We start from the raw sequence: 25,058 nt of genomic DNA on the forward strand, positions 1-25,058 counted from the left end.
GCCTCTCGCGCTTCATGGCAGAGCGTGAACCAATTGGCGTCATCGGCACTGGGTACGTCGGCCTCGTCACCGCGGCGGGCTTCGCGGAGCTGGGCAGCGATGTCTACTGCATCGACATCGACGAGTCCAAGATCGAGGGCCTCAAGAACGGCAAGATCCCGATCTACGAGCCTGGCCTGACCGAGCTGATCGAGAAGAACCGCGAGCGGATGCACTTCAGCACCGACATCAGCGACGCGCTGGAGCACGCGCGCCTGCTGTTCGTCGCGGTCGGCACCCCGCCCACCTACTCGGGCGACGCGGACCTGAGCGCCGTGCACGCGGTCGTCGCCTCGATGCCGGTCTCCGACCACCACGCGCTCGTCATGAAGTCGACCGTCCCGGCCGGCACGGGCGACTCGATCAAGCGCCTGTTCAAGGAGACCGGCAAGGAGCAGTTCTCCTACGTGTCGTGCCCCGAGTTCCTCAAGGAGGGCTCGGCGGTCAAGGACTTCCTGCAGCCCGACCGCGTCGTCATCGGCGACGACGACGACTGGGCCGGCGACGCGGTGGCGCAGCTCTACGCGCCGCTGGACGCCCCGCTGGTCCGGACCGACATCAACTCGGCCGAGATGATCAAGCACGCGTCCAACGCGTTCCTGGCCACGAAGATCTCGTTCATCAACGAGATCGCCAACGTGTGCGAGGCGACCGGCGCCGACGTCGTCGAGGTCGCCAAGGGCATGGGCCTGGACGACCGGATCGGGCCGAAGTTCCTCCAGGCCGGCCTCGGGTTCGGCGGCTCCTGCTTCCCGAAGGACGTCACGGCGCTCAAGCAGCTCGCCGGCAACTCGGGCTACCACTTCCAGCTGCTCAACTCGGTCATCGAGGTCAACGAGCTCCAGAAGCGCCGCGTCATGGGCAAGCTCGAGAAGCACCTCGGCTCGCTGATCGGCAAGCGCGTGGGCCTGCTCGGCCTGGCCTTCAAGCCGAACACCGACGACATGCGCGAGGCGACGTCGCTCGTGCTGTCGGCGCGGCTGCAGGCCGCCGGCGCCCAGGTCGTCGCCTACGACCCGATCGCCGAGGAGGAGGCGCGCAAGCTCATCACGGGCATCGAGTTCGCCTCCGGGGCCGAAGAGGTCGCCGAGGGCGCCGACGCGGTCGTGCTCGTCACGGAGTGGGACGAGTTCAAGGCGTTGGACTTCGCCATGGTCGCCGGAAAGATGAAGGGCGACCTGCTGATCGACGGGCGCAACGCCCTGGACCCCGACGCCGTGCGCGCCGCAGGACTCGTGTACGAGGGCGTCGGCCGCGGGCACTGAGGCCCGTTCGTGCAGGCGGTCATCCTCGTCGGGGGAGAGGGCACGCGGCTCCGGCCGCTCACGTCCCGGCAGCCCAAGCCGGTCATCACGCTGGTCGACCGGCCGTTCCTGGTGTACATGCTCGAGTGGCTGCGCCGCCACGGGGTCGACGACGTCATCCTGTCGTGCGGCTTCGAGCCGACCAAGATCCGCGAGGCGCTGGGCGATGGCTCGTCGCTGGGGCTGAAGCTCCGCTACGTCGTCGAGCCCGAGCCGCGCGGGACCGCCGGCGCGCTGAAGTACGCGGCCGACGAGCTCGGCGGGCTCGAGGACCGGTTCCTGATGCTCAACGGCGACGTCCTGACCGACGTCGACGTCACCGCGCAGGTCGCCCAGCACGCGGCGACGGGCGCGGTCGCGACGCTCGGGCTGGTCCCCGTCGAGGACCCGTCGGCCTACGGGCTGGTCCTGTGCGACCGCGACCACGCGGTCACGGGCTTCCTGGAGAAGCCCGCGCCGTCGCAGCTGGGCGGCATCGACCGCTATTACATCTCGGCCGGCATCTACGTCCTGGAGCACCAGGTGCTCGACATGATCCCGTCGGGGCAGAACGTGTCGATCGAGCGCGCGATCTGGCCGGCGCTGGTCGGCAACGGCCTGCACGGCTCGCGCGCCGAGGGCGCGTACTGGATGGACATCGGGACGCCCGAGCGCTACCTCCAGGGCACCTTCGACATCCTGGAGGGCAACGTCCAGACTGGCGTCGCCGAGCGGCTGGGCTCCGGCTTCCTGGCGGTGGCGGACGACGTCGTCGCCGACGGGCGCATCGTCCCGCCGGCCGTCGTCGGCGCCGGCTCGACGATCGCCGCGGGCGCGCACGTCGGCTCGCTGGTCGTGCTCGGCGCGGGCGTGACGATCGGTGCGGGCGCGCGCGTGGAGCGCGCCGTGGTCCTGGACGGCGTGACCGTCGGGGCGGGCGCGGTGCTCGCCGACTGCATCGTCGCGGCCGGCGTCGAGATCGCCGACGGCGCCGTCGTCCGCGGCGGCGCGGTGCTCGGCGAAGGTGTCCGCGTGGGCGCCGGGAACGTGCTCTCGGCGGGCATCAAGGTGTTCCCCGGGACGGACCTGCCGGCGGGCGCGATCAAGTTCTGATGGAGTTCACGTCGTGCGAGCGACCGAGGGGATGAGGAGCGAAGCATGACGACGACCAACCTGGAGCTCGATCGGGACAGCATCGGGCGCATCGACACGACGGATCAGCTGACCGACGTGCTGGCGATCCCGGAGCATCTGCGCGACGCGCTGTGGAAGGCGGAATCGGCGCAGATGGGCTCGTGGGACTCGCCCGCCGGCCTCGTCGTCGCGGGTATGGGCGGCTCGGCGATCGGCGGCGCGCTCGCGCGTGCGGCGCTCGGCGACACCGCCTCGCGGCCGATCCTCAGCGCGCGCGCCTACGGCCTGCCGCCGTGGACGACGCCGGACACGACCGTGCTCTGCGCGTCCTACTCGGGCGACACCGAGGAGACCCTGGCCTGCTACGAGGCGGCGGGCGCGCTGGGCGCGACGCGCGTCGTGGCGACCAGCGGCGGCAAGCTCGCCGAGCTGGCGCGCGCCGACGGCGTCCCGGTCATCCCGGTCGCCGGCGGGCTGCAGCCGCGCGCGGCGGTCGCCTACATGACGGTCGCGGCGCTGGAAGTCGCCGCGCGCTGCGGCGCCGGCCCGCGCTGCGCGTCGGACATCGACGTCGCCGCCGAGCACCTCGAGGAGCTCGTCGTCGAGTGGGGCCCGGAGGCTGCCGAGGACAACGCCGCCAAGGCGCTGGCCCGCGCGCTCGTGGGCACGGTCCCGGTCATCTACGGCGCCGGCTCGACGACCACGATCGCCTACCGCTGGAAGACCCAGCTCAACGAGAACGCCAAGGTCCCGGCCTTCTGGCACGAGCTGCCCGAGGCCGACCACAACGAGCTCGTCGGCTGGACCGGCGCGGCCGAGCTCGGCCGCTTCGGCGCCGTGTTCCTGGAGGACAGCGACACGCATCCGCGCATCGAGGACCGCGTCGAGCTGACCGAGGGCCTGATCCGCGAGGCGGCGACCGGGACGTTCCGGGTGCCGACGCGCGGGACGACCTCCTTCGAACGCGTCTTCTCGCTGATCCTGCTCGGCGACCTCGTGAGCGTCTACCTCGCCGCGCTCCGCGGCGTCGACCCGGGCCCGGTGGGCCTGATCGAGCAGCTCAAGGAGCAGCTGGCGCAGAAGTGAGGAGTGCCCACGTCGTGTCCCTGACGTAGGGCGCGGCGTGAGGTCAAGCGGCGTGGCGTCGTTCCGATCACTCGGGAGGACATGGTCCGCCGCCGCCTTGTCCTGCTCTTCGTGCTGCTCGCCGCCGTCTGCGAGGCGGTCGGCGGCGGCGTTGCGAGCGCGGCGACGATCGGGGTGGACGGCAGCGCGTTCCGCCTCGTCGCCGCGCCGGGCGAGACCAACAACATCGGCGTCAGCGTCAGCGCGAGCTACGTCGACGTCGCGTTCACGAGCGCCGGCCAGCTCACGAGCTCGACGGGCTCCTGCTGGCTGCGGACCTCGCTGAGCCTGCGCTGCTTGCGCTCCTCGGCGCTGGCCGTCGACCTCGGCGACGGCGACGACCGGCTGACGACGAGCGGTGCGTTCACGCTGCCGATCACGGTCGCCGACGGCGCCGGCAACGACGTCGTCACGACCGGATCCGGCGCCGACACGTTCGTCGACGGGCCCGGCGACGACACCTTCAACGGCGGCTCCGGCGACGACCGCCTCGTCGCCGCGACCGCCGCCGACGGCGCCGACGCCTTCGCCGGCGGCGCCGGAAGCGACACGGTGGACTACTCGGCACGGACCGCGCCGGTGAGCGTGACGCCGGACGGCCTCGTCGCCGACGACGGCGAGAGCGGCGAGCGCGACGCCGTGGGCGCCGACGTCGAGCGCGTGCTCGGCGGCGCCGGCGCCGACGTCCTGACCGCGGCCGCCACGACGACCCAGCTGTCAGGCGGCCCCGGCGACGACCGCCTCACCACGCTCGCCGCACCGGCCGCGACCCTGAGCGGCGGCGACGGCAACGACGCCCTGACCACGGCCGTCACGGGCGCGACGCTCGACGGCGACGCCGGCGACGACCAGCTGAACGCCGCCACGGTCATCCCGCCGCGCACCGGCACGCCGGCGACGACCGTCCTGGACGGCGGCGACGGCAACGACGCCCTGCGCGGCTCGGCCGGCCCCGACCAGCTCACCGGCGGCGCCGGGAACGACCAGCTCGACGCCGGCCTCGGCGCCGACGGCCTCGACGGCGGCGCGGGCGCCGACACGCTGCTCGGCGGCGACGGCGACGACCACGCCGGCGGCGGCGACGGTGCCGACCAGCTCGTCGGTGGCGAAGGACGCGACGCGCTGAGCGGGAACGACGGCGACGACGTCGTCGATGCGGGCACCGGCGACGACGTCCTGGACGGCGGCGCGGGCGGCGACGTCCTGCGCGCCGGCGACGGCAACGACACGCTGCTCGGCGGCGACGGGGACGACGCGCTGGCCGGCGACGGCGGCGACGACCAGCTCACCGGCGGCGCCGGCGCCGACGCCCTCGCGGGCGGCGACGGGCGCGACAGCGCCGGCTACGCCGGCCGCGCGACGCCGGTCTCGCTGAGCCTGAACGGCGCCGCCGACGACGGCGCGGCGGGGGAGGGCGACAGCCTCGCCTCCGACCTCGAGACGCTGATCGGCGGCGACGCCGACGACCGCCTCTCCGGCGGGCCCGGCGCCACGTCGCTGCGCGGCGGCCCCGGGACCGACACGGTGGACTACTCCTCGGCGGCCAGCGGCGTCACGGTGTCGCTCGACGGCCAGGGCAACGACGGCGCGCCCGGCGAGGGCGACGACGTCCGCGACGTCGAGCACGTCGTCGGCTCCGCGTTCGACGACATCTTGATCGGCGGGCCCGAGGCCGACACGCTGGAGGGCGGCGACGGGGACGACCGCCTCGACGGCGGCGGCGGCCCGGACGCGCTGCTCGGCGGCAGCGGCTTCCACGACCGCGTCGACTACGCGTCGCGCACCACGGGCGTGAGCGTCACGCTCGACGGCGCCGCCGACGACGGCGAGCCCGGCGAGGGCGACCTGGTCGGCGCCGACGTCGAGGACGTCACCGGCGGCGCCGGCAACGACACGCTGCGCGGCAGCGACGGCCCGAACGTCCTCAGCGGCGAGGGCGGAGCCGACCGGCTCGACGGCGCCGGCGGCGACGACCTCATCTCCGGCGGCAAGGGCGCCGACCAGCTCACCGGCGGGCCGGGCACCGACGCGATCGGCGCCTTCGACGGCGGCGACCCCGACGTCGTGACCTGCGACGGCTCGGACGTCGCGACCGTCGACGCCAAGGACAAGGCCTCCGGCTGTGGCGTTCTGCTCAAGCAGGCCAAGGCCGGCCCGGCGGCCAAGGCGGCGCAGGTCGGCGCGGCGAGCGTGACGACGGCGGCGATCTCCGCCCGTCTCGGCCACGGCGTCGGCGTGACGACCGCCGCCGCGAGCAGCGGCACGGCCGCCGCCGCGCGCCCCGTCGTCCGCCACGGCGGCCCGGGCGTCGACGTCCTGCGCGGCCGCGCCGGCGACGACCGGCTCAGCGGTGGGCGCGGCAACGACAACCTCGACGGCGGCGCCGGCGACGACGCGCTGGCCGGCGGCTTCGGCCACGACACGCTGCGCGGGCGCGCCGGCAGCGACACCCTGCACGGCGACGAGGCGCCCGACCGGCTCGACGGCGGCAGTGGCGACGACAGCCTCTTCGGCGACACCGGCGGCGACCGCCTGACCGGCGACGGCGGCAACGACGCGCTGGCCGGCGCGTCCGGCGACGACCGCCTCGACGGCGGCGCCGGCGACGACGAGCTCTCCGGCGGCTTCGGCCACGACACGCTGATCGGCGGCCTGGGCACCGACGACCTCGACGGCGGCGAGGCGCTCGACCGCCTCGACGGCGGCCCGGGCTTCGACACGCTCGACGGCGGCTCCGGCGCCGACGTCGTGCGGGGCGGCGACGGCGACGACGTCGTGGCCGGCGGCAGCGGCCGCGACGACCTCTCCGGCGGGCCCGGCAACGACACGCTGCAGGCCAACGACCGCGGCGGCGACGAGCACATCGACTGCGGCCCGGGCGAGGACACGGTGCTCGTCGACCCAGCCAACGCCGCCGGCGGCTACGCCGACCGCCAGCTGCTGAGGTCCGGCGGCGTCGTCGGCTGCGAGCACGTCGTCGAGGCCCAGCCGCCGGCGAAGAACCCCCAGGCCGGCATGCAGGTCCTGACGCTCGACACCGGCGACGCGGTGCGCGGCGCCGACCGCGACGACAAGCTCCTCGGCGGCGCCGGCGGCGACGTCCTGGACGGCACGCGCGGCAACGACCTGCTGTGGGGCGACCGCGATCCCGGCACCGCCGCACCCGACCTGCTGCTCGGCGGCGAGGGCGACGACACCATCTACGGCGGCGGCGGACCGGACTACGTCGACGGCGGTCCCGGCAACGACGTCCTGCAGGGCGACGACGGCCCGGACGTCATCCGCGGCGGCGCCGGCAACGACGTGATCCGGCCGGGGCGCGGCGACGACGTCGTGCGCGGCGGCTCGGGCAACGACACGATCCACGCGGCGGCCGACGGCTCGGGCGACGTCATCGACTGCGGCGCGGGCACCGACGTGGCGGAGATCGACAAGGGCGACGAGGTCGACGGCTGCGAGACGGTTCGGCGCAAGTAGGGACTGAGCGTGCCCGCGGGCGGGCACCGGTCTGACATGGCCTTCCTCTTCCGCCTGCCGCTGATGCTGCTCGAGCTGCTGCTGCGCCGCCTGCTCGGCGGCGACGACGACGCCCGCGTCGCGCCGATCGTCACCGACCAGGCCGCACGGGACGCCGCGACGCCCGCGCCGCCTCCGCCCCCGCCGGGCGGCGGCGCCTTCACCGGCACCGGCTCGGCCAACGGCGGCGCGCCGCCGCCGACGGCCGACGAGGCCATCGCGCGCCGCCGCGCGCGCGACGAGGCCAACGCCGCCGCGCCGGACCCGGGCCCGCCCACGCCGCTGCGCCCGATCGGCGGCTCGGCGGCCGCCGGCCACCTCGACACCGAGCCCACCGTGGTCGAGTCCTTCGGCGATCCCGACGACGTCGGCGGCACGATCACCGTCGACCCGCCGTGGCCCGGCTACGACGGCGACACGGCCACGGCGATCGTCGCGCGTCTGCGCGACGCCGACAACGCCACCAAGGGCGTCGTCGCCCTCTACGAGGCCGCGCACAAGGGGCGCAAGACGGTCCTGAAGGCCGCGGGCTGACACCCGCGCCAAACCTTGACACGATCGTGGTAAGGTTGGGGGCGTTGACGGACGCCCTCACCATCCACGAGGCAGCGGAGACGACGGGCTGGTCCCCTCGCATGCTCCGCTACATCGAGCGCAACGGGCTGATCGAGCCCCAGCGCTCCGCCGCCGGCTACCGCCTGTACGGGGCAGCCGAGTTGCAGCGCCTGCGCACGCTCAAGGAGCTGCTCGGCGACTACGACCTCGGCCTGGGTGACATCGGCTTCGCGCTCCGCCTGCGCCGCGACTCCTCGTTGCGGGACGCGGTGGACGCGTGGTTCGAGGCCAAGCCGGAGCGTCCCGACGACGTCCCGGCGGCCAACTGGCTCACGTTCGAGCAGGAGAAGCACTCCAAGCTCCTCGAGGCCGTCCGCGCCCGACAGACCCAACCGACCCCCACGGAGACCGCATGAGCGCCACCGAGGCCCGCACCCACACCGACTTCAAGGTCGCCGACCTGTCCCTCGCGGACTTCGGCCGCAAGGAGATCCGCCTCGCCGAGCACGAGATGCCCGGCCTGATGAAGACCCGCGAGGAGTTCGCCGCCGCGCAGCCGCTGAAGGGCGCGCGCATCATGGGCTCCCTGCACATGACGATCCAGACTGCGGTCCTGATCGAGACGCTGACCGCGCTCGGCGCCGAGGTCCGCTGGGTCTCCTGCAACATCTTCTCGACCCAGGACCACGCGGCCGCCGCCGTGGCCGTCGGCCCGAACGGCACCCCCGAGGATCCGCAGGGCGTTCCGGTCTTCGCCTGGAAGGGCGAGACGCTGGAGGAGTACTGGTGGTGCACGGAGCAGGCCCTGACGTGGGTGGATGGGGATGGGTCTCTCGTAGGCCCCAACATGATCCTCGACGACGGCGGCGACGCCACCATGTTGGTGCACAAGGGCACCGAGTTCGAGAAGGCCGGCGCCGTGCCGGACCCGGCGGGCGCCGAGTCCGAGGAGTTCAAGGTCTTCCTGACGCTGCTCACGCGCACCGTCGCCGAGGAGCCGGGCAAGTGGACCGCCATCGGCGAGGGCATCAAGGGCGTCACCGAGGAGACGACGACGGGCGTGCACCGCCTGTACGAGCTGGCCCAGCAGGGCGAGCTGCTGTTCCCGGCGATCAACGTCAACGACTCGGTCACCAAGTCGAAGTTCGACAACCTCTACGGCTGCCGCCACTCGCTGGTCGACGGCATCAACCGCGCCGTGGACGTCATGCTCGCCGGCAAGACCGCCGTGGTCTGCGGCTTCGGCGACGTCGGCAAGGGCTCGGCCGAGTCGCTGCGCGCCCAGGGCGCCCGCGTCATCGTCACCGAGATCGACCCGATCTGCGCGCTCCAGGCGTCGATGCAGGGCTACCAGGTCGCCCGCCTCGAGGACGTCATCGACACCGCCGACGTGTTCATCACGACGACCGGCAACAAGGACATCATCATGGTCGACGACCTGGCCAAGATGAAGCACCAGGCGATCGTGGGCAACATCGGCCACTTCGACAACGAGATCGACGTCGCCGGCCTGGAGAACTACGACGGCATCAAGCGCATCAACATCAAGCCGCAGGTCGACGAGTGGGTCTTCCCCGACGGTCACTCGATCATCCTGCTCTCCGAGGGCCGCCTGCTCAACCTCGGCAACGCGACCGGCCACCCGTCGTTCGTGATGTCCAACTCGTTCACCAACCAGACGATCGCCCAGATCGAGCTGTTCACCAAGAACGACGACTACGACAAGCAGGTCTACGTCCTGCCCAAGCACCTCGACGAGAAGGTCGCGCGCCTGCACCTCGACGCCGTCGGCGTCAAGCTCACCGAGCTGCGCACCGACCAGGCCGCCTACATCGGCGTCCCGGTCGAGGGCCCCTACAAGCCCGATCACTACCGGTACTAGTCGCTGAGCGACATCGCGGACATCGCGCTCGCGGACGCGGGGCGGACGGGCATCGAATGGGCGGACGCCCAGATGCCCGTCCTGCGCTCCATCCGCGAGCGCTTCGGCGACCAGCGACCCCTGGACGGCCTCACGGTCGGGGCGTGCCTGCACGTCACGGCCGAGACGGCCAACCTGGTGCGGACGCTGGTCGCCGGCGGCGCGCGCGTGGCGCTGTGCGCCGCCAACCCGCTGGCCACGCAGGACGCGGTGGCCGCGGCGATCGCGCAGGTTGAAGGGGTCGAGGTCTTTGCGCGCCACGGCGAGGACCTCGACACCTACGCCGGCCACGTCGCCGACGTGCTCGAGCTCGCGCCGAACATCACGCTCGACGACGGGGCGGACCTGCTCGTGACGCTGCACGCGGTCCGCCCGGACCTGGCGGAGGCGCTGCTCGGCGGGACCGAGGAGACGACGTCCGGCCTGGTGCGCCTGCGCGCGATGCAGGCCGACGGCCGGCTCGCGTGCCCGGTCCTCGCGGTCAACGAGGCGCGCGCCGAGCGCGTGTTCAACGACCATTACGGGACGGCGCAGTCGACGCTCGACGGCATCCTGCGCGCCACCAACCTGCTGCTCGCGGGGCGGACCGTGGTCGTGCTCGGGTACGGGCCCACGGGCCGCGGCATCGCGCTGCGCGCGCGCGGCGCGGGCGCCCAGGTCGTCGTCTGCGAGGTCGACCCCGTCGCCGGGCTCGATGCGCGGATGGAGGGCTTCGAGGTCATGCCGTCGCTCGACGCGGCGGCGCGCGGCGACATCTTCATCACGGTCACCGGCGCGCCGGGCGTGCTCGGCCGCGAGCACTTCGAGGCGATGAAGGACGGCGCGGTCCTGGCCAACGCCGGGCACTTCGACGTCGAGATCGACCTCGCCGCCCTGCGCGAGGTCGGCGGCGAGGGCGTCGCCGTGCGGCCGCTGGTCTCGCAGCACACGCTGGCCGGCGGGCGCAAGCTGAACCTCCTGGCGTCCGGCCGCGTCGTGAACCTCGCCGCGGGCGAGGGCCATCCGGCGTCGGTCATGGACCTGTCGTTTGCGCTGCAGGCGCTGTCGGTCGAGCACCTCGCCGCGAGCGAGGGCTCGCTGTCGGCCGGCGTCCATCCGGTGCCCGACGACATCGACCGCGAGGTCGCACGGCTCAAGCTCGCCTCGCTCGGCGTCCGGCTCGACGAGCTGACGGCCGAGCAGCGCCGCTACCGGCGCTCCTGGGAGTAGCCGGGAACGCGGCTGGTCCTCCGACCAGCGGCGCCGCCGTCGCCCCGTAGTACCTTCCCGGTCTCGCGACCTGGAGCCTCGCCCTGTCCCGCACGTCCCGCGCGGCCCTGGTGGTCGCGCTGAGCAGCATCGCCATCGTCCCCGCCACCGCGCGCGCAGCCGCGCCCGTGGTGCTGATCGACGCGCCGGCCACCGCGGTCACGGGCGCGCCGGTGGCCTTCGACGGCGAGGGCACCACCGATCCGGACGGGCAGCTGATGGACTACACCTGGTCGATCGACGGTCAGGCGCTGGACGTCGAGAGCCCGTGGCTGTCGGTCGCGTTCGCCCATCCCGGCCACCACGTGGTCGCGCTGACGGCGACGGACTCCGGCGGCGCGTCGGCGACGGCCCAGCGCGGCATCGACGTCACCGGCCAGGACCGCTCGCCCTCGTCGCTCAAGCCGTTCGGGACGTCGCTGGCGCCGGGCGTCGCGGCGGCGCCGGAGGTCGTGGTGCACGCGCCGAAGGTGCGGCTGCGCAAGCACCGGCTGCGGGTGGAGCTGCGCTGCCGCGGGGCGGCGCGCTGCAAGGGCACGCTGCGGGCGGTCGCGTTGAAGGGGCGCCACCAGACGCCGTTCCTGCTCGCGCAGCGGTCGTTCGACATCGCCAGCGGCGGCCCGCGCGTGATCCACGTCAGGCTCTCGCGGCGGGCGCGGCAGCGGCTGGGCCGGCGGACGGCCGTGCGGGCGACGGCGTTCCGCGGCCGGGTCCGGACCTCCTCGATCTGGGGGACGATGTCGTATCGCGTGCCGGTGGCCCGTTAGCGGGTAGGTTGCCGGCGTGACCGGCTTGGACGCAGCCATGGAGAAGATGCGGGCCGAGGGGCTCGACGACGCGGCGGTCGAGAGCTTCGCGCGCCAGTACCGCCGCCTGCGGGAGGGGGAGACCGGGACGCTCGCCGAGGCCGAGATCGAGCCCGTCGCGTCGCTGCCCGACGCCGACGACCTGACCGAGGACGCGTCGGCCGAGCTGCTCGACCAGGCGGTCGTCGTCAAGCTCAACGGCGGCCTCGGCACGAGCATGGGGATGACCAAGGCCAAGTCCCTGCTCGAGGTCAAGGACGGCAAGACGTTCCTGGACCTGATCGCCGAGCAGGTGCTGGACCTGCGCGCGCGGTCGGGGGCGCGGCTGCCGTTGGTGGTGATGAACTCGTTCGCGACGCGCGACGACTCGCTGGAGGCGCTGGGGCGCTACGAGGATCTCAGCGCCGGGCTGCCGGCGGACTTCGTCCAGAACAAGGTCCCGAAGGTGCGCGAGGACGACCTGGAGCCGGTGGCGTGGGAGGCCGATCCCGCGATGGAGTGGGCGCCGCCCGGGCACGGCGACCTGTACACCGCCCTGGTCGGCTCGGGCATGTTGTCGTCGTTGCTGGAGGAGGGCTACCGCTACGCCTTCGTCTCCAACAGCGACAACTTGGGTGCGGTGCTCGATCCGCGGATCCTCGCGTGGTTCGCCGCGGAGGGCGCGCCGTTCCTGATGGAGGTGGCCGACCGGACGTCGTCGGACCGCAAGGGCGGGCATCTCGCGCGGCGGCGCGAGGACGGCGGCCTGGTCCTGCGCGAGATCGCGCAGACGCCCGACGAGGACGTCGACGCCTTCCAGGACACGTCGCGGCACAAGTACTTCAACACGAACACGTTGTGGGTGGACCTGGTCGCGCTGCAGGAGGTCGTCTCGGCCAACGACGGCGTGATCGACCTGCCGATGATCGTCAACCGCAAGACGGTGGACCCGGGCGACAAGGGGTCGACCCCGGTCATCCAGCTGGAGACCGCGATGGGCGCGGCGATCGGCGTCTTCGAGGGCGCCGCGGCCCTGCGCGTTCCCCGGTCCCGGTTCGTGCCGGTCAAGACGACCAACGACCTGCTGTCGCTGCGGTCCGACGCCTACGTGATCGGCGACGGCCGGGCGGTGCACCTGGCGCCGGAGCGGGCAGGCGTCCCGCCGTTCGTGGACCTGGACACCGACTACTACAAGCTGGTCGCGGACTTCGACGCGCGCTTCGGGTCGGGCGCGCCGTCCTTGGTGGCGTGCGACGCGCTGCGGGTGGTCGGCGACGTCGCGTTCGGCGCGGACGTGGTCGTGCGCGGCGAGGTGACGGTCGAGGGCGTCGAGCGCGTGGAGGACGGGACGGTCCTGGAGGGCTAGGAGCGACGCCTGCTCTTGGGGTCGCCGGTCCTGGAGGGCTAGGAGCGCGCGGCGGGGTTGGTCGACAGTACGGGGCGCTGGTTGTGCCGCGGAGCGTGGTTCGTTCCTCATCAAGGGCGTGAAGGCGTTGGGGCGGCGCCACCGGGGTCGGTGTGGCTCGTCGTCGGTCGTGCTCCGGGGCGGGCGATTCGGGGCCGAAGGGTCGCCCGCGAGGGTCGCACCGAATCGCCGGCGAATCCTGGATCCGTGTCGTCTGGTGTCCCCATGCGGGACACCAGACGACACAGACCCCGACGCGCGCTCGCTTCGGCCTCGAACCGTCTGCTCGGCGCTGCCACCAGGACGAGCCACACCAGCGAGACGGAGCGCCGCCTCCACACTCATACGGCGCGCCCCTATGGCTCCCGAACCCCCACACCCGGCCCGGCGCCCGCCGCCGCCGCCTCGCGCGCATCCTCGTACCGGTCCTCCCGCTCCTGCTGGCGCTCCGACTCCGCCAGCGCCCGCACGAACAGGTACGCGAGCGCGACGCCCATGACGATCGACTGCTCGATCGCCATGATCGCCCCGGCCAGCGCCTGGTCGTCGGCCGGGTGCAGACCCCAGACCTGCGGGCGGTGCTCGTAGAAGCTGTAGATCGACGAGGGGGCGAACGTCAGGAAGATCCCGAGCAGACCGACGAAGACCTTGGTCGAGACCATGTAGCCGACCGGCGCGAGGCCCGTGAGGTGGCGGCCGCGGACGGGGGAGAGCAGGTGCCACCAGTACAGCAGGCCCGCGCTCAGGAAGAACGTGTGCTCGATGACGTGGACGCCGGAGTGGTTGAGCGCCGCGTCGTACATGAAGGGGATGTGCCAGAGCCACATCGACCCGACGTAGAACGCGACGGCGAAGATCGGGTGCGCGATCGGACCGAGGGCGCGCTCGGCGTCGAGGACGGTGCGCGCTACGGGGCGCAACAGCACCTTGGACAGGCCCAGGATCAGCAGGATCGGCGCGAAGTCCAGCAGCAGCACGTGCTGGACCATGTGCATGGCGAAGACCTGATCGGCGAGCGTGTCGATCGGGGAGATCAGCGCGATCGCGATGCACAGCATGCCGCCCAGCCAGGCGAGCAGCCGCCCGTACGACGCGCCGCGCGTTGAGCCGGACTTGCGGACCTGTCGCCAGCGCGCGACGTAGAGCGCGGTGAGCGCGACCACGATGAGGATCGGGCCCGGTGCGAGCGAGAACGAGGTGTCGGCCGCGACGGCGAGCACTCGCGCAAGTATGCCTCCGCGAAGTCGTGACGGCGTGCTGTAGATCCGTCACACATCGGACGGCAGGCTGGGACCCATGCTCGAAGGCTTGTTGGAGGTGTTGGTCCCACCGGCGTGCGTCGCCTGCCGTCGCGCGGGCGACGGCGTACCGGGCGACCCCCTGTGTCGCTCCTGCCGCACGTCGCTGCCGTGGCTCCCCATGACCGGGCGCTGTCCGCGCTGCGGGTTGCCCGAGCGCTGCTCGCCGCGGGCCTGCCCAGCCCGGGCGCAGGCGTTCGCCACCGCCTGGTCGCCGATGGCCTATGCCGGCGCCGTACCGCCGCTGGTGATCGCGCTGAAGGACGGTGGGGCGCTGCGCCTCGCGCGGCTGATGGCCGCGCAGATGGCGGCGACGGCGCCGCCGGGCACCTGGCGCGGGACGCTCGTCCCGGTCCCCGCCGATCCGCTGCGCCGCCGCCTCCGCGGCGTCGACCACGCCGCGCGCCTCGCCGGCGAGCTCGGCCCGCGCGCCGGGCTGCCGGTCGCCCGCGTCCTCGCCCGCGAGCGCGCGCCCGCCCACGCACGGCTCACCCGCAGCCGCCGCCTACGCGCGGACGTCGGCGTGCGGACCAGGGCCGGCCCGGTCCCCGACATCGCGATCCTCGTCGACGACGTCCACACCACCGGCGCGACGCTGCACGCCTGTGCCGCGGCCCTGCGGGAGGCTGGGGCGGAGCACGTCGCGGCCGTCACCTATGCCCGCACGCTGACCTGAAGACCGCCGAGAAGTTGTGCAATGCCCCAAAGTTCGTCGACAGGCGTTGCCGGCGTCCCATCCCCGGGGTACCGTTGCGAAGACCTAGTGATCCCAGCCCCAGGAGGGCCGCATGCAGATCGAGGTCAAGGGCCGCCACATGACCGTCTCGGACGAGATCCGGGAGCACGTGGAGAAGCGCTTCGCCAAGGTGGGCAAGCAGGTTTCCGAGCTCGCCACCCTGGAGGTGGAGCTGAGCCAGGAGCAGAACCCGTCCAACCCGGACGCGTTCGTCGCGGAGGTCACGCTCCGCGTCAAGGGGACCACGCTCCGCGCCTGCGACTCCTCGCGCGACATCGCCCACTCGATCAACCTCTGCGCCGACGAGCTGGCCATCCAGGTCAAGCGCCACCGGGACAAGCGGCGCAAGCGCAGGGAGTCGCGAGCCGCCGCCATGCAGCAGCCCGGCATGACGCCGGACGGCGCGGGCGCCGGAGGCATCTCCGCGGCGATCTAGCGTCGGCGAGCGCGCGGGGCGGACCGTTTCGGCACGGGTTCGCCCCGACTGCGCAGCCCTCGCCGACTACACTGAGCGCATGGGTCTGCTCGACCGCGCGCTGAACATCGGAGAGACGAAGCAGTTCCGCCAACACGAGAAGCGTGTGGCGCGAATTGCCGATTTCGAGCCCGAGCTCGAGCTCGAGTCCGACGAGGAGTTGAAGGACCGCATGGAGGCGCTGCGCCAGCACGTGCGCGGCCAGTCCAGCGAGGACAAGGTCACGGCCGCCCTCGACGAGGTCCTCCCCGAGTGCTTCGCGATCGCGCGCGAAGTCGGCCGGCGCAAGATGAACATGCGCCACTTCGACGTGCAGCTCATCGGCGGCATGGTCCTCCACGGCGGCAACATCGCCGAGATGCGCACCGGCGAGGGCAAGACGCTCACCGGCACGCTCGCCGTCGTCCTGAACTCGCTCGCCGGCCAGGGCGTCCACGTCGTCACGGTCAACGACTACCTCGCCAAGCGCGACGCCGAGTGGATGATGCCCCTCTACGAGGCGTGCGGCGTCACCGTCGGGATCCTGCAGAACGACATGGACCCGGACGACAAGGTCGAGGCCTACGCGTGCGACGTCACGTACGGCACGAACTCCGAGTTCGGCTTCGACTACCTGCGCGACAACATGGCGCAGTCGATGGAGGACAAGGTCCAGCACGGCGGCCGCCTCGGCGAGGACGGGCGCCCGACCGCGATGCACTTCTTCGCGATCGTCGACGAGGTCGACAACATCCTCATCGACGAAGCGCGCACCCCGCTGATCATCTCCGGCGCCCCCGAGGCCGCCGCCGAGCACTACGTCCAGTTCGCGAAGCTCGCGAAGGTCATGAAGGCCGGCAAGACGCCCGAGGGCATGGACCCGAGGGCCCGCAAGGACTTCGTCGCGGACTTCGACTACGAGTACGACGAGAAGCACAAGACCGTCGCGGTCACCGAGCAGGGCGTCGCGAAGGCCGAGAAGTTCCTCGGCATCGACCACCTGTACCGCGCCGAGAACGGCCCGCTGGTCAACCACCTCCTGCAGTCGCTCAAGGCCGAGTCGCTCTACAAGAAGGACGTCGACTACGCGGTGGTCGACAACGAGGTCAAGATCATCGACGAGTTCACCGGGCGCATCCTGGACGGCCGTCGCTGGTCGGAGGGCCTGCACCAGGCCGTCGAGGCCAAGGAGGGCGTGGCGATCCACGAGGAGAACCAGACCCTCGCGACGATCACGTACCAGAACTTCTTCCGCATGTACTCCAAGCTCGCCGGCATGACGGGCACCGCCCTCACAGAGGCGACGGAGTTCATGAAGATCTACAAGCTGCCCGTCGTCCAGATCCCGACGAACCGGCCGATGGTCCGCAAGGACCAGAACGACCAGGTCTACAAGACCAAGGAGGGCAAGTGGACCGCCCTCCTGAGCACCATCAAGGAGCGTCACGAGGCCGGCCAGCCGGTCCTCGTGGGCACGATCTCGGTCGAGATCTCCGAGATGATCGCGACCCGCCTGGACAAGCTCGGGATCCCGCACGCGGTCCTCAACGCCAAGCCGGAGCACGCGGCGCGCGAGGGCGACATCGTCGCCGAGGCCGGCCGGCCCGGCGCGGTGACCATCGCCACCAACATGGCGGGCCGCGGCGTCGACATCAAGCTCGGCGGCAACCCCGAGCACCAGACCGAGCTCGAGCTGCGCAACCTGGGCCTGTCGCCCGGCGACCCGGACTTCGACGAGACCTACATGAAGGTCTTCCCGACGATCGAGGAGCGCACCGCCGCCGATCACGAGAAGGTGCTGGAGGCCGGCGGCCTGTTCATCTGCGGCACCGAGCGCCACGAGTCGCGCCGGATCGACAACCAGCTCCGCGGCCGCGCCGGTCGCCAGGGCGACCCGGGCGAGTCGCGCTTCTTCCTCTCCGCCGAGGACGACCTGGTCCGGCTCTTCGCCGGGGATCGGATCTACAAGATCCTCGACCGGCTCGGCACGCTCGACGAGGAGGGCAACGAGGAGCCCATCGAGGCGGGCATGCTCTCCAAGCAGATCGAGAAGGCGCAGAAGAAGGTCGAGGAGCAGAACTTCCTCATCCGCAAGCGCGTCCTCGAGTACGACGACGTGATGAACGAGCAGCGCCGCGTGGTCTACAAGTACCGCGACGAGGTGCTCGAGGGCCGCGACATGGGCCCGGTCGCGCGCGAGAACGTCGCCGACGTCATCCGCCGCGTGGTCGACGAGTACACGGTCTCCGAGTACGTCGAGGACTGGGACGTCGGCGGCCTGTTCACCGCGCTGGCCGACATCTTCCCGGTCGGCTTCGGGCCGGACAGGATCGACGCCGTCAACGAGCGCGAGGAGCTCATCGAGTTGCTCGTCGACGAGGCGATGAAGACCTACGACGCGCGCGAGGAGGAGCTCGGCGAGGAGCTCATGCGCGCGCTCGAGCGCTACCTGCTGCTGCAGGTCATCGACAACAAGTGGCGCGAGCACCTGTACGACATGGATTACCTGAGGGAGGGCATCCACCTCCGCGGGTTCGCGCAGATCGATCCGCTCGTCGCCTACAAGAACGAGGCGTTCGACCTCTTCACCGACCTGATGAACTCGATCTGGGCGGACTTCTCGCGCATGATCTACCACGTCGAGGTCGAGGTGGAGGGCGACGCCGGCCCCGCCATCCCGGAGGCCCAGGGCGGGGTGGGCGGGTCCGGGTCCGTCCAGTACTCCGGCGGCGTCGGGACCGAGCAGCCGAGCGCGCTGACCGAGGCCGCGGGCGGCGGTGGCGCGCCGGTCGGCTACGCCGACGCCGAGCTGCCCGAGGACGCGATCCCGATCGTCCAGCAGCGCAGGGTCGACGAGCACGAGACGATCGGCCGCAACGACCCGTGCTGGTGCGGGAGCGGCAAGAAATATAAGAAGTGTCACGGTGCCTAGCGGCACCTTTGACACGGTGATGGTTACGTCAATGTGTCACGGGGCGTAGTGGCCACGTCGACCTCAGACACGCCGATCCCGCAGCGCATCGCGGCCATCCGGGCCAGCTACGACCGCCTGCGCGACTCCACCGACCCGGACGCGCTGGGCGCGAGCGTCGAGCAGCTCGAGGCCCAGATGCAGGCGCCCGGGTTCTGGGACGACAGCGGCGCGGCCGCGAAGGTGTCGGCCGAGCACGCGCGCACGACGCGCAAGCTGAAGACGTTCACCGAGCTGTCCTCCGACATCGAGGACCTCGACGGGCTGCTGGAGCTCTCCGCCGAGGACGACGAGCTCGCGGACGAGCTGACCGAGCAGCTCGCGTCGGTCGAGTCCCGGTTATCCGAGCTCGAGGAGGAGCGGCTCTTCTCGGGTCCGTACGACTCCGGCGACGCGCTGGTCACCGTGAACGCGGGGGCCGGCGGCACCGACGCCCAGGACTGGGCCGAGATGGTGCTGCGCATGATGATGCGCTGGGCCGAGTCGCGGAAGTTCAAGGTCGAGCTGCTGGAGGCCAGCGCGGGGGAGGAGGCCGGCATCAAGTCGGCGACGTTCCGCGCGGAGGGCGAGAACGCCTACGGGCTCTTCAACGCCGAGCAGGGCGTGCACCGGCTGGTCCGGATCTCGCCGTTCGACGCGCAGTCGCGGCGCCAGACGGCGTTCGCGGGCGTCGAGGTCGCGCCGGTCATCGAGGACACCGGCGACGTCGAGATCGACACCGACGACCTGCAGGTCGACACGTACCGGGCCTCCGGCGCCGGCGGCCAGCACGTCAACAAGACCGACTCCGCCGTCCGCATCACCCACCGTCCCACGGGCATCGTCGTGCAGTGCCAGAACGAGCGCTCGCAGTCGGCCAACAAGGAGACGGCGATGAAGATGCTCCGGGCCAAGATCCTGGAGCGCCAGGAGCGCGAGCGCCAGGAGGAGATCGCCAAGGAGAAGGGGGAGACGCTCGACGTCAACTTCGGCTCCCAGATCCGCTCCTACGTGCTCCACCCGTACACGATGGTCAAGGACCACCGCACCGACCGCGAGATGGGCGACGCCCAACGCGTCCTCGACGGCGACCTCGACGGGTTCGTGCGCGAGTACCTCCTGAAGGCGGCGGGCTAAGCCCGCCAGCGGTCCTCCGCCGGCCACCCCGCCGATAGCCTGGCGTCGATGAGCGAGGCGAGCACTCCAAAGTCTGGGCCGTCGGAGCAGCCGACGGCGCCCTACCTCGATGCGGTCGTCGCCTATGGGTTCCGGGGGCCGGGGCGGTTCCATGTCCCCGGGCACAAGGGTGGGCCGGGGGCGGATCCCGGGCTGCGGTATGCGCTCGGCGACCGGGCGCTCGGGATCGACATCCCGCAGGACATCCACGGGGTCGACCTCGGGGTCAGGCCGACGCCGTACGAGCGCGCCGAAGCGCTGGCGGCCGAGGCCTATGGCGCGGCGCGGACGTGGTTCCTGACCAACGGCGCGACGCAGGGCAACCACGCGCTGTGCCTCGCGCTCGCGCCGCTGGGCACGCATGTTGTCGCACAACGCAACTCGCACGCGTCGATCGTCGACGGGCTCGTCCTCAGCGGCGGCCTGCCGTCGTTCGTCGCGCCGGCCTACGACGACGAGCTCGGCATGGCGCACGGCGTCACGCCCGACGCGCTCGACGAGGCGCTCGCCGACGACCCCGACGCACGCGTCGCGTTCGTGGTCTCTCCCACCTACTACGGCATGGCCGCGGACGTCGCCGCGCTGGCCGAGGTCGCCCATCGGCGCGACGTCGCGCTCGTCGTCGACCAGTCCTGGGGCCCGCACTTCGGGTTCCACCCCGACCTGCCCGAGTCGGCGCTGCGGCTCGGCGCCGACGCGGTCCTCACCTCGACGCACAAGATCGTCGGCTCGCTGACGCAGTCGGCGATGCTGCACGTGGCCGACACCCGCCGGATCGACCCGAGCGCCGTCGGCCGCGCGATCCGACTCGTCCGCTCGACGTCGCCCTCGTCGTTGTTGATGGCCTCGCTCGACGGCGCGCGCCGGCAGCTCGCCGTCCACGGCGAGGCGCTCCTGCACGAGACGATCGCCGCCGCGAAGGCCACGCGCGAGAAGCTCGCGACGACGCCCGGGATCAAGACCATCGACTACGACTTCGTCGGCCGCCCCGGCGTGGCCGCCTACGACCCGCTGCGCCTCGTCCTCGACACGCGCGAGACCGGCCGCACGGGCTACGAGGTCGCCGAGGCGCTGCGCAACGCCTACGACGTCCAGCCCGAGCTCGCGACCGTCGCGACGATCGTGTGCGTCCTCGGCGTCGGCCAGCCCGTCGAGGCCCTGGTGCGCTTCGCGGGCGACGTCGACGAGACCGTCAAGCGCATCATCAAGCCCGGCGCGCCGGTCCAGGCGCTCGTCCGCGGCCCCGGTGCGCTCGGCAACACGATGGTCGTCGCGCCGCGCGACGCCTTCCTGGGCGAGTCCGAGGTGGTCGACCTCGACGCCGCGATCGGCCGGATCTCGTGCGAGTCGATCGCCGGCTACCCGCCAGGCATCCCGGCGCTGCTGCCCGGCGAGCGGATCACGGCCGAGGCGGCGTCCTACCTGCGCGAGCTCGTCGACTCCGGCGCCCGCCTGCACGGGGCGGCCGACCCGACGATGCGGACGATCCACGCGCTGATCGAGCAGTAGCCGTCACAAAACCGCCCGTCGATCACCACTCTGTCTGGTGATGGCGCCCCCGAGCCGAGCAACACGTCGATCACCAGGGTCACGTTCGCGGGCGGGCGCGTCTGCCCGGTGAGCGAGACCGGCTGGGTCGGCGGCCGCGACGCCTGCCCGCTGCCCGGCTTCCGCCCACGCCCCGCGCCGAAGGTGACCGCCGCCGACGTCCGGACGCCGGTGCGCGCCCGCGTCGAGCGGCGTGCCGGCCAGCCCGTCGTCGTCGTCCGCTTTCGCGCACGCGTCGCGGTCACCGACGCGAGCAGCGCCTACAACATCACCCGGCGCCTGCGCGGCGCGCACTCGTGGGGCTCGGGCCCGACGCAGCGCAACATCCGGCTCGGCGAACCTGACGTGGGCGGCCGGCGGCACAGGCCGCCGGCCCCTCAGGCTGGTGGTCGGGACCTACGCGCTTCGCGTTCCTTGACTAGAACCGCAGGACCGCGGCGATGGAGCCCTTCTGCTCCAGCGCCGACTCCGCGGGCGGGAAGTACCTGACCTGCGCGTCCTGGCCGAGCGCGCGGCCCACCGCCAGCTCGACGATGTTGTCGACGACCTCGGTCATCGTCCCGTCGGCCGGGCACGGACCGCCGGCGCTCACGCCCATCCAGCCGCACTGCGGGCAGCGCGTGCCCTTGGCGGTGAAGCCCTCCTCGACCGCCAGCGTGTCGACGCGCCGCTCGTGGACGGTGGGCAGGACGTCCTTCAGCCCCGCGACGGCGCGACCGGTCGCCAGCCCGCCTTCGAGCTTGGCCAGCAGCTCCTCGTCGCGCTGGGCGCCGAGCTGGTCGAGCACCGGCCTGGCGGCCTTGAGCACGTCGTCGGCGCCGGTGTTCCAGACATCGGCGTCGAAGCGGCCCTTCAGGCAGCGGCGGACCTCGGAGCCGACAAGCGTCTCGAAGTGGGAGACGACGTCCTTGCGGCCGCCGACCAGGATGCCGGCGAGATGCACGTCGCGCAGCCGCGTCTGCAGCTCCTTCGCGACGCCGCGCAGGTGGCCGTCGATCTCCTTCTCGACGCTGCGCTCGTAGCGGCGCTCGGAGCGGCCGTCCTGGTCCTGCTTGTCGGAGTCGATCCGGGCCAGGACGTCGTCCTCGCGGCGCCAGACCTCGACGAGCCCGTCGACGGTGCCGGTCAGCAGCCGGGCGTGCTTGCGGTCGACGAGCACGAACCACCACAACTCGCCCGTCCCGATCCGCGCCAGCGGCTCGACGCACGGGTGGTCGGCGATCGCGACCTTGTGGTCGACGGGCCGCGGAAGCTTGAGGACCTCGAAGAGCCCGGCGGGTTGGGACGCGAACACCGCGAGCGCACGGGCGCCTTCGGTGTCGACGCCGTTGCCCAGGCCGGAGCGCACGCGCTCGAGGTCGGATTGGAGCGCCGTGCGCTCGTCGTGGGTCAGGCCGTCGAGCTCGCGGATCGTCCGCGACGCCTCGTCGAGGACCGAGCTGATCTCGGTCGCGCGCGCCCGTGGCGTGGCGAACTCGCGCGGGTCCAGGTTGATGAAGACGCTGAGGACCTTGCCCTGCGCGCTGCGTGTCTCGGCCAGCTCGCGCAGGTGGTCGGTCGTGATGTCGGTCGCCATGCTGACCGCCTACCCTCTCACGCGCACAGGGAACCCGCCACGGCAGAAGGGCCGACGTCTGCGGAAAACGCCGGCCCTCCGGTCCTTCCTCTCCTTCAGCTGCGGCGCCTAGGCGGCCGCCGCCTCCGGTGCGGCGGCGGCGCTGACCTCCAGCGCCACGCCGCCCTCCGCACCGGCCGTGGCGCGCACCTGCGCGCCGTCGGTCAGGGACCCGGCCAGGATGGCCCGGGTCAGCTCCCGCTCCAGCGTGCGGCGCACGTGGCGCTGCAGCGGGCGGGCGCCGAACTCCTCGTCGAAGCCGTCGGCCGCGAGCTGCGCGGTCAGCTCCTCGTCGACGGTCAGCGTGATCCGCCGCTCGTCGCTGAGGCGCCCGGCGACGCGCTCCACGATCAGGCTCGCGATCTTCGTCACTTGCTCGTTCCCGAGCGGTGAGAACGTCACGACCTCGTCGATCCGGTTGATGAACTCCGGCAGGAACGCGGACTTGGCGGCGGCGAGCATGCGGTCGTCGTCGGTGGGCGCGTCGGCGGCGGTGAAGCCGATGCCGCGCTTGGCGCGACCGGCGCCCAGGTTCGACGTCATCACGATCACCGCGTTGGTGAAGTCCACCGTCCGACCCTCGCCGTCGGTCAGGCGACCGTCGTCGAGCAGCTGCAGCAGGACGTTCCACACCTCGGGGTGCGCCTTCTCGATCTCGTCGAGCAGGATCACGCTGTAGGGGCGGCGCCGGACCGGCTCGGTGAGCTGGCCGCCGTCGCCGTAGCCGACGTAGCCGGGCGGCGAGCCGACCAGCCGCGCGACCGTGTGCGGCTCGCGGTACTCGGACATGTCGATGCGGACCAGGGCGTCCTCGCTCGCGAAGAGACGCTCGCTGAGGACCTTGACCAGCTCGGTCTTGCCGACGCCGGTCGGGCCGAGGAACAGGAACGAGCCCAGGGGCCGGTCCGGCTCAGACAGGCCGACGCGGGCGCGGCGGATGGTGTCGGCGACCTTCGCGACGGCCTCGTCCTGGCCGACGACGCGCAGGTGCAGGTCGTCCTCCAGGTCGACGAGGCGCTGGAGCTCGCCGGCGACCAGCTCGCCCACCGGAATGCCGGTGCGCGTGGCGACGACGGCTGCGATCGCGGTCTCGTCGACGACCACGGCGTTGGTGGTCGTCGTGTCGTCCGCCTCGCGGATGCGCTCCTGGAGCCACGCGGCCTTCTCATAGTCCTCGACCTCGACGGCGGCCTTGAGCTGCTCGCGCAGCGTCGCGGTGTCGACGGGTCGGGGCGTCGCGAGGCGCAGCTTCGCCGCGGCCTGGTCCATCAGGTCGATGGCCTTGTCGGGCAGGTGCTGCTCGGTCAGATAGCGATCGCTCAGGCGGGCGGCGGCGGCCAGGGCGTCGTCGGTGATCTTGGCGGCGTGGTGAGCCTCGTAGGCGTCGCGCAGCCCCGTCAGGATCTCGACGGTCTCCTCGACGCTCGGCGCGTCGACGGTGACGGGCGAGAAACGGCGGGCCAGGGCGGCGTCGCGCTCGATCTTGCGGAACTCGCTGAGCGTGGTGGCGCCGACCATCCGCAGCTCGCCGCGGGCGAGCATCGGCTTGAGCAGGTTCGCGGCGTCCATCGCACCCTCGGCGCCGCCGGCGCCCAGGACCGTGTGGAGCTCGTCGACGAACACGATGATCTTGCCCTCGGCGGCCGTGACCTCGGCGAGCACGGCCTTCAGCCGCTGCTCGAACTGGCCGCGGTACTGGGAGCCGGCGACGAGCGCGCCCATGTCGAGCGCGACGACGCGGACGCCGTGCAGCGCCTCGGGGACGTCGTTGTTGTGGATGTGGAGGGCCAGGCCCTCGACGATCGCGGTCTTGCCGACGCCGGCCTCGCCGATCAGCACGGCGTTGTTCTTGCGGCGACGGGCCAGGATCTCGACGGTCTCGGCGATCTCGTCCTCCCGCCCGATGACAGGGTCGATGCGGCCCTCGCCGGCGTCGCGGGTGAGGTCGCGGCCGAACTCGTCGAGCGCGGGGGTGTCGGAGGTGGGGCGCTCCTGCTGGCGCGTGCGGGTCTGGGGGCCACCGGAGGGGCGGCGCGACGGGTTGCCGTTGGGGCCGTCGAAGTCGTTGGCGCCCTCGGCGGCCGGGCCGATGCCGGCCTGCCCGAACCCCTGCATGAGGTCGCGGGCGCAGCTCTCGCACATGAGGGCGCCTTGGCGTCCGCTCTCGGTCTGGACGACCATCTGGAGCGTGCCGGGGCGCTCGGCGCAGATGCTGCAGGGCACGAAGTTGGTGAAAGGCTGTTCTGGCATGTTTCCTGTGATATGGAGTT

At 72.4% G+C, this 25,058-nt stretch carries 18 protein-coding genes; 15 read left to right on the forward strand and 3 right to left on the reverse strand.

Annotated features, from left to right (window positions below; genetic code table 11):
- Positions 1 to 14: 14 nt before the first annotated feature.
- The 10 genes from DSM104299_RS07250 to DSM104299_RS07295 all read left to right on the forward strand — a co-directional run bounded on the left by DSM104299_RS07250 (position 15) and on the right by DSM104299_RS07295 (position 12,972).
- Positions 15 to 1,304, forward strand: a complete 1,290-nt coding sequence (locus DSM104299_RS07250; RefSeq protein WP_272476625.1) for a UDP-glucose dehydrogenase family protein — start codon at positions 15 to 17, stop codon at positions 1,302 to 1,304.
- A gap of 9 nt (positions 1,305 to 1,313) precedes the next feature.
- The gene (locus DSM104299_RS07255; protein ID WP_272476626.1) at positions 1,314 to 2,435 is read left to right on the forward strand and encodes a nucleotidyltransferase family protein; all 1,122 of its coding nucleotides are present in this window, start codon (positions 1,314 to 1,316) and stop codon (positions 2,433 to 2,435) included.
- Positions 2,436 to 2,480: 45 nt separating this feature from the next.
- Entirely contained in the window at positions 2,481 to 3,542 is a 1,062-nt protein-coding gene (locus DSM104299_RS07260; protein WP_272476627.1) for a bifunctional phosphoglucose/phosphomannose isomerase, read from the forward strand.
- A gap of 81 nt (positions 3,543 to 3,623) precedes the next feature.
- On the forward strand, positions 3,624 to 7,058 hold the full coding sequence (locus tag DSM104299_RS07265; RefSeq protein ID WP_272476628.1) for a calcium-binding protein: 3,435 nt from the start codon (positions 3,624 to 3,626) through the stop codon (positions 7,056 to 7,058).
- Positions 7,059 to 7,094: 36 nt separating this feature from the next.
- The gene (locus DSM104299_RS07270; protein WP_272476629.1) at positions 7,095 to 7,631 is read left to right on the forward strand and encodes a hypothetical protein; all 537 of its coding nucleotides are present in this window, start codon (positions 7,095 to 7,097) and stop codon (positions 7,629 to 7,631) included.
- A gap of 44 nt (positions 7,632 to 7,675) precedes the next feature.
- Positions 7,676 to 8,068: a MerR family transcriptional regulator gene (locus DSM104299_RS07275; RefSeq protein ID WP_272476630.1), complete on the forward strand. Its 393-nt coding sequence runs from the start codon at positions 7,676 to 7,678 to the stop codon at positions 8,066 to 8,068.
- Positions 8,065 to 9,534, forward strand: coding sequence for an adenosylhomocysteinase (gene ahcY / locus DSM104299_RS07280; protein WP_272476631.1), 1,470 nt, complete (start codon positions 8,065 to 8,067; stop codon positions 9,532 to 9,534). Before DSM104299_RS07275 ends, ahcY begins: the two co-directional genes overlap by 4 nt.
- 12 nt (positions 9,535 to 9,546) lie before the next feature.
- Positions 9,547 to 10,782, forward strand: a complete 1,236-nt coding sequence (locus DSM104299_RS07285; protein WP_349294537.1) for an adenosylhomocysteinase — start codon at positions 9,547 to 9,549, stop codon at positions 10,780 to 10,782.
- 110 nt (positions 10,783 to 10,892) lie between these two features.
- Complete coding sequence (locus DSM104299_RS07290) at positions 10,893 to 11,588, forward strand: PKD domain-containing protein (RefSeq protein WP_272476632.1); 696 nt, start codon at positions 10,893 to 10,895, stop codon at positions 11,586 to 11,588.
- Positions 11,589 to 11,604: 16 nt separating this feature from the next.
- Positions 11,605 to 12,972, forward strand: a complete 1,368-nt coding sequence (locus DSM104299_RS07295) for a UTP--glucose-1-phosphate uridylyltransferase (RefSeq protein ID WP_272476633.1) — start codon at positions 11,605 to 11,607, stop codon at positions 12,970 to 12,972.
- Positions 12,973 to 13,367: 395 nt separating this feature from the next.
- Here DSM104299_RS07295 and DSM104299_RS07300 read toward each other — a convergent pair whose 3' ends face one another.
- Entirely contained in the window at positions 13,368 to 14,231 is an 864-nt protein-coding gene (locus DSM104299_RS07300; RefSeq protein ID WP_272476634.1) for a cytochrome c oxidase assembly protein, read from the reverse strand.
- A 199-nt stretch (positions 14,232 to 14,430) separates the two neighbouring features.
- Between DSM104299_RS07300 and DSM104299_RS07305 the strand changes: the two genes are divergently transcribed.
- The 5 genes from DSM104299_RS07305 (at position 14,431) to DSM104299_RS07325 (ending at position 21,134) form a co-directional block, all read left to right on the forward strand.
- On the forward strand, positions 14,431 to 14,985 hold the full coding sequence (locus DSM104299_RS07305; protein ID WP_272476635.1) for a ComF family protein: 555 nt from the start codon (positions 14,431 to 14,433) through the stop codon (positions 14,983 to 14,985).
- A 112-nt stretch (positions 14,986 to 15,097) separates the two neighbouring features.
- Positions 15,098 to 15,481, forward strand: a complete 384-nt coding sequence (hpf, locus tag DSM104299_RS07310; protein ID WP_272476636.1) for a ribosome hibernation-promoting factor, HPF/YfiA family — start codon at positions 15,098 to 15,100, stop codon at positions 15,479 to 15,481.
- Positions 15,482 to 15,560: 79 nt separating this feature from the next.
- Positions 15,561 to 18,431 (forward strand): preprotein translocase subunit SecA, encoded by a 2,871-nt coding sequence (secA, locus tag DSM104299_RS07315; RefSeq protein ID WP_272476637.1) that lies wholly within the window; start codon positions 15,561 to 15,563, stop codon positions 18,429 to 18,431.
- 48 nt (positions 18,432 to 18,479) lie between these two features.
- Positions 18,480 to 19,586 (forward strand): peptide chain release factor 2, encoded by a 1,107-nt coding sequence (prfB, locus tag DSM104299_RS07320; protein ID WP_272476638.1) that lies wholly within the window; start codon positions 18,480 to 18,482, stop codon positions 19,584 to 19,586.
- 48 nt (positions 19,587 to 19,634) lie between these two features.
- Entirely contained in the window at positions 19,635 to 21,134 is a 1,500-nt protein-coding gene (locus tag DSM104299_RS07325; protein WP_272476639.1) for an aminotransferase class I/II-fold pyridoxal phosphate-dependent enzyme, read from the forward strand.
- A gap of 457 nt (positions 21,135 to 21,591) precedes the next feature.
- Here the strand turns inward: DSM104299_RS07325 and DSM104299_RS07330 are convergent, their stop codons facing one another.
- Together DSM104299_RS07330 and DSM104299_RS07335 are read right to left on the reverse strand one after the other, a co-directional pair.
- A complete protein-coding gene (locus tag DSM104299_RS07330; protein ID WP_272476640.1) occupies positions 21,592 to 22,749 on the reverse strand; it encodes a baeRF3 domain-containing protein in 1,158 nt (385 codons plus the stop codon).
- 108 nt (positions 22,750 to 22,857) lie between these two features.
- Complete coding sequence (locus tag DSM104299_RS07335; RefSeq protein WP_272476641.1) at positions 22,858 to 25,038, reverse strand: ATP-dependent Clp protease ATP-binding subunit; 2,181 nt, start codon at positions 25,036 to 25,038, stop codon at positions 22,858 to 22,860.
- Positions 25,039 to 25,058: the final 20 nt, after the last annotated feature.

The organism is Baekduia alba, from assembly GCF_028416635.1.
Classification (GTDB): Bacteria; Actinomycetota; Thermoleophilia; order Solirubrobacterales; family Solirubrobacteraceae; genus Baekduia; species Baekduia alba.

What these genes read in the sequence shown, in the direction of transcription:
- secA (WP_272476637.1), top strand. Translation starts at nt 15,561, where the DNA reads ATGGGTCTGCTCGACCGCGCGCTGAACATCGGAGAGACGAAGCAGTTC.
- hpf (WP_272476636.1), top strand. Translation starts at nt 15,098, where the DNA reads ATGCAGATCGAGGTCAAGGGCCGCCACATGACCGTCTCGGACGAGATC.
- DSM104299_RS07335 (WP_272476641.1), bottom strand. Translation starts at nt 25,038, where the DNA reads ATGCCAGAACAGCCTTTCACCAACTTCGTGCCCTGCAGCATCTGCGCC.
- ahcY (WP_272476631.1), top strand. Translation starts at nt 8,065, where the DNA reads ATGAGCGCCACCGAGGCCCGCACCCACACCGACTTCAAGGTCGCCGAC.
- DSM104299_RS07305 (WP_272476635.1), top strand. Translation starts at nt 14,431, where the DNA reads ATGACCGGGCGCTGTCCGCGCTGCGGGTTGCCCGAGCGCTGCTCGCCG.
- DSM104299_RS07260 (WP_272476627.1), top strand. Translation starts at nt 2,481, where the DNA reads ATGACGACGACCAACCTGGAGCTCGATCGGGACAGCATCGGGCGCATC.
- DSM104299_RS07270 (WP_272476629.1), top strand. Translation starts at nt 7,095, where the DNA reads ATGGCCTTCCTCTTCCGCCTGCCGCTGATGCTGCTCGAGCTGCTGCTG.
- DSM104299_RS07250 (WP_272476625.1), top strand. Translation starts at nt 15, where the DNA reads ATGGCAGAGCGTGAACCAATTGGCGTCATCGGCACTGGGTACGTCGGC.
- DSM104299_RS07330 (WP_272476640.1), bottom strand. Translation starts at nt 22,749, where the DNA reads ATGGCGACCGACATCACGACCGACCACCTGCGCGAGCTGGCCGAGACA.
- DSM104299_RS07265 (WP_272476628.1), top strand. Translation starts at nt 3,624, where the DNA reads ATGGTCCGCCGCCGCCTTGTCCTGCTCTTCGTGCTGCTCGCCGCCGTC.
- DSM104299_RS07325 (WP_272476639.1), top strand. Translation starts at nt 19,635, where the DNA reads ATGAGCGAGGCGAGCACTCCAAAGTCTGGGCCGTCGGAGCAGCCGACG.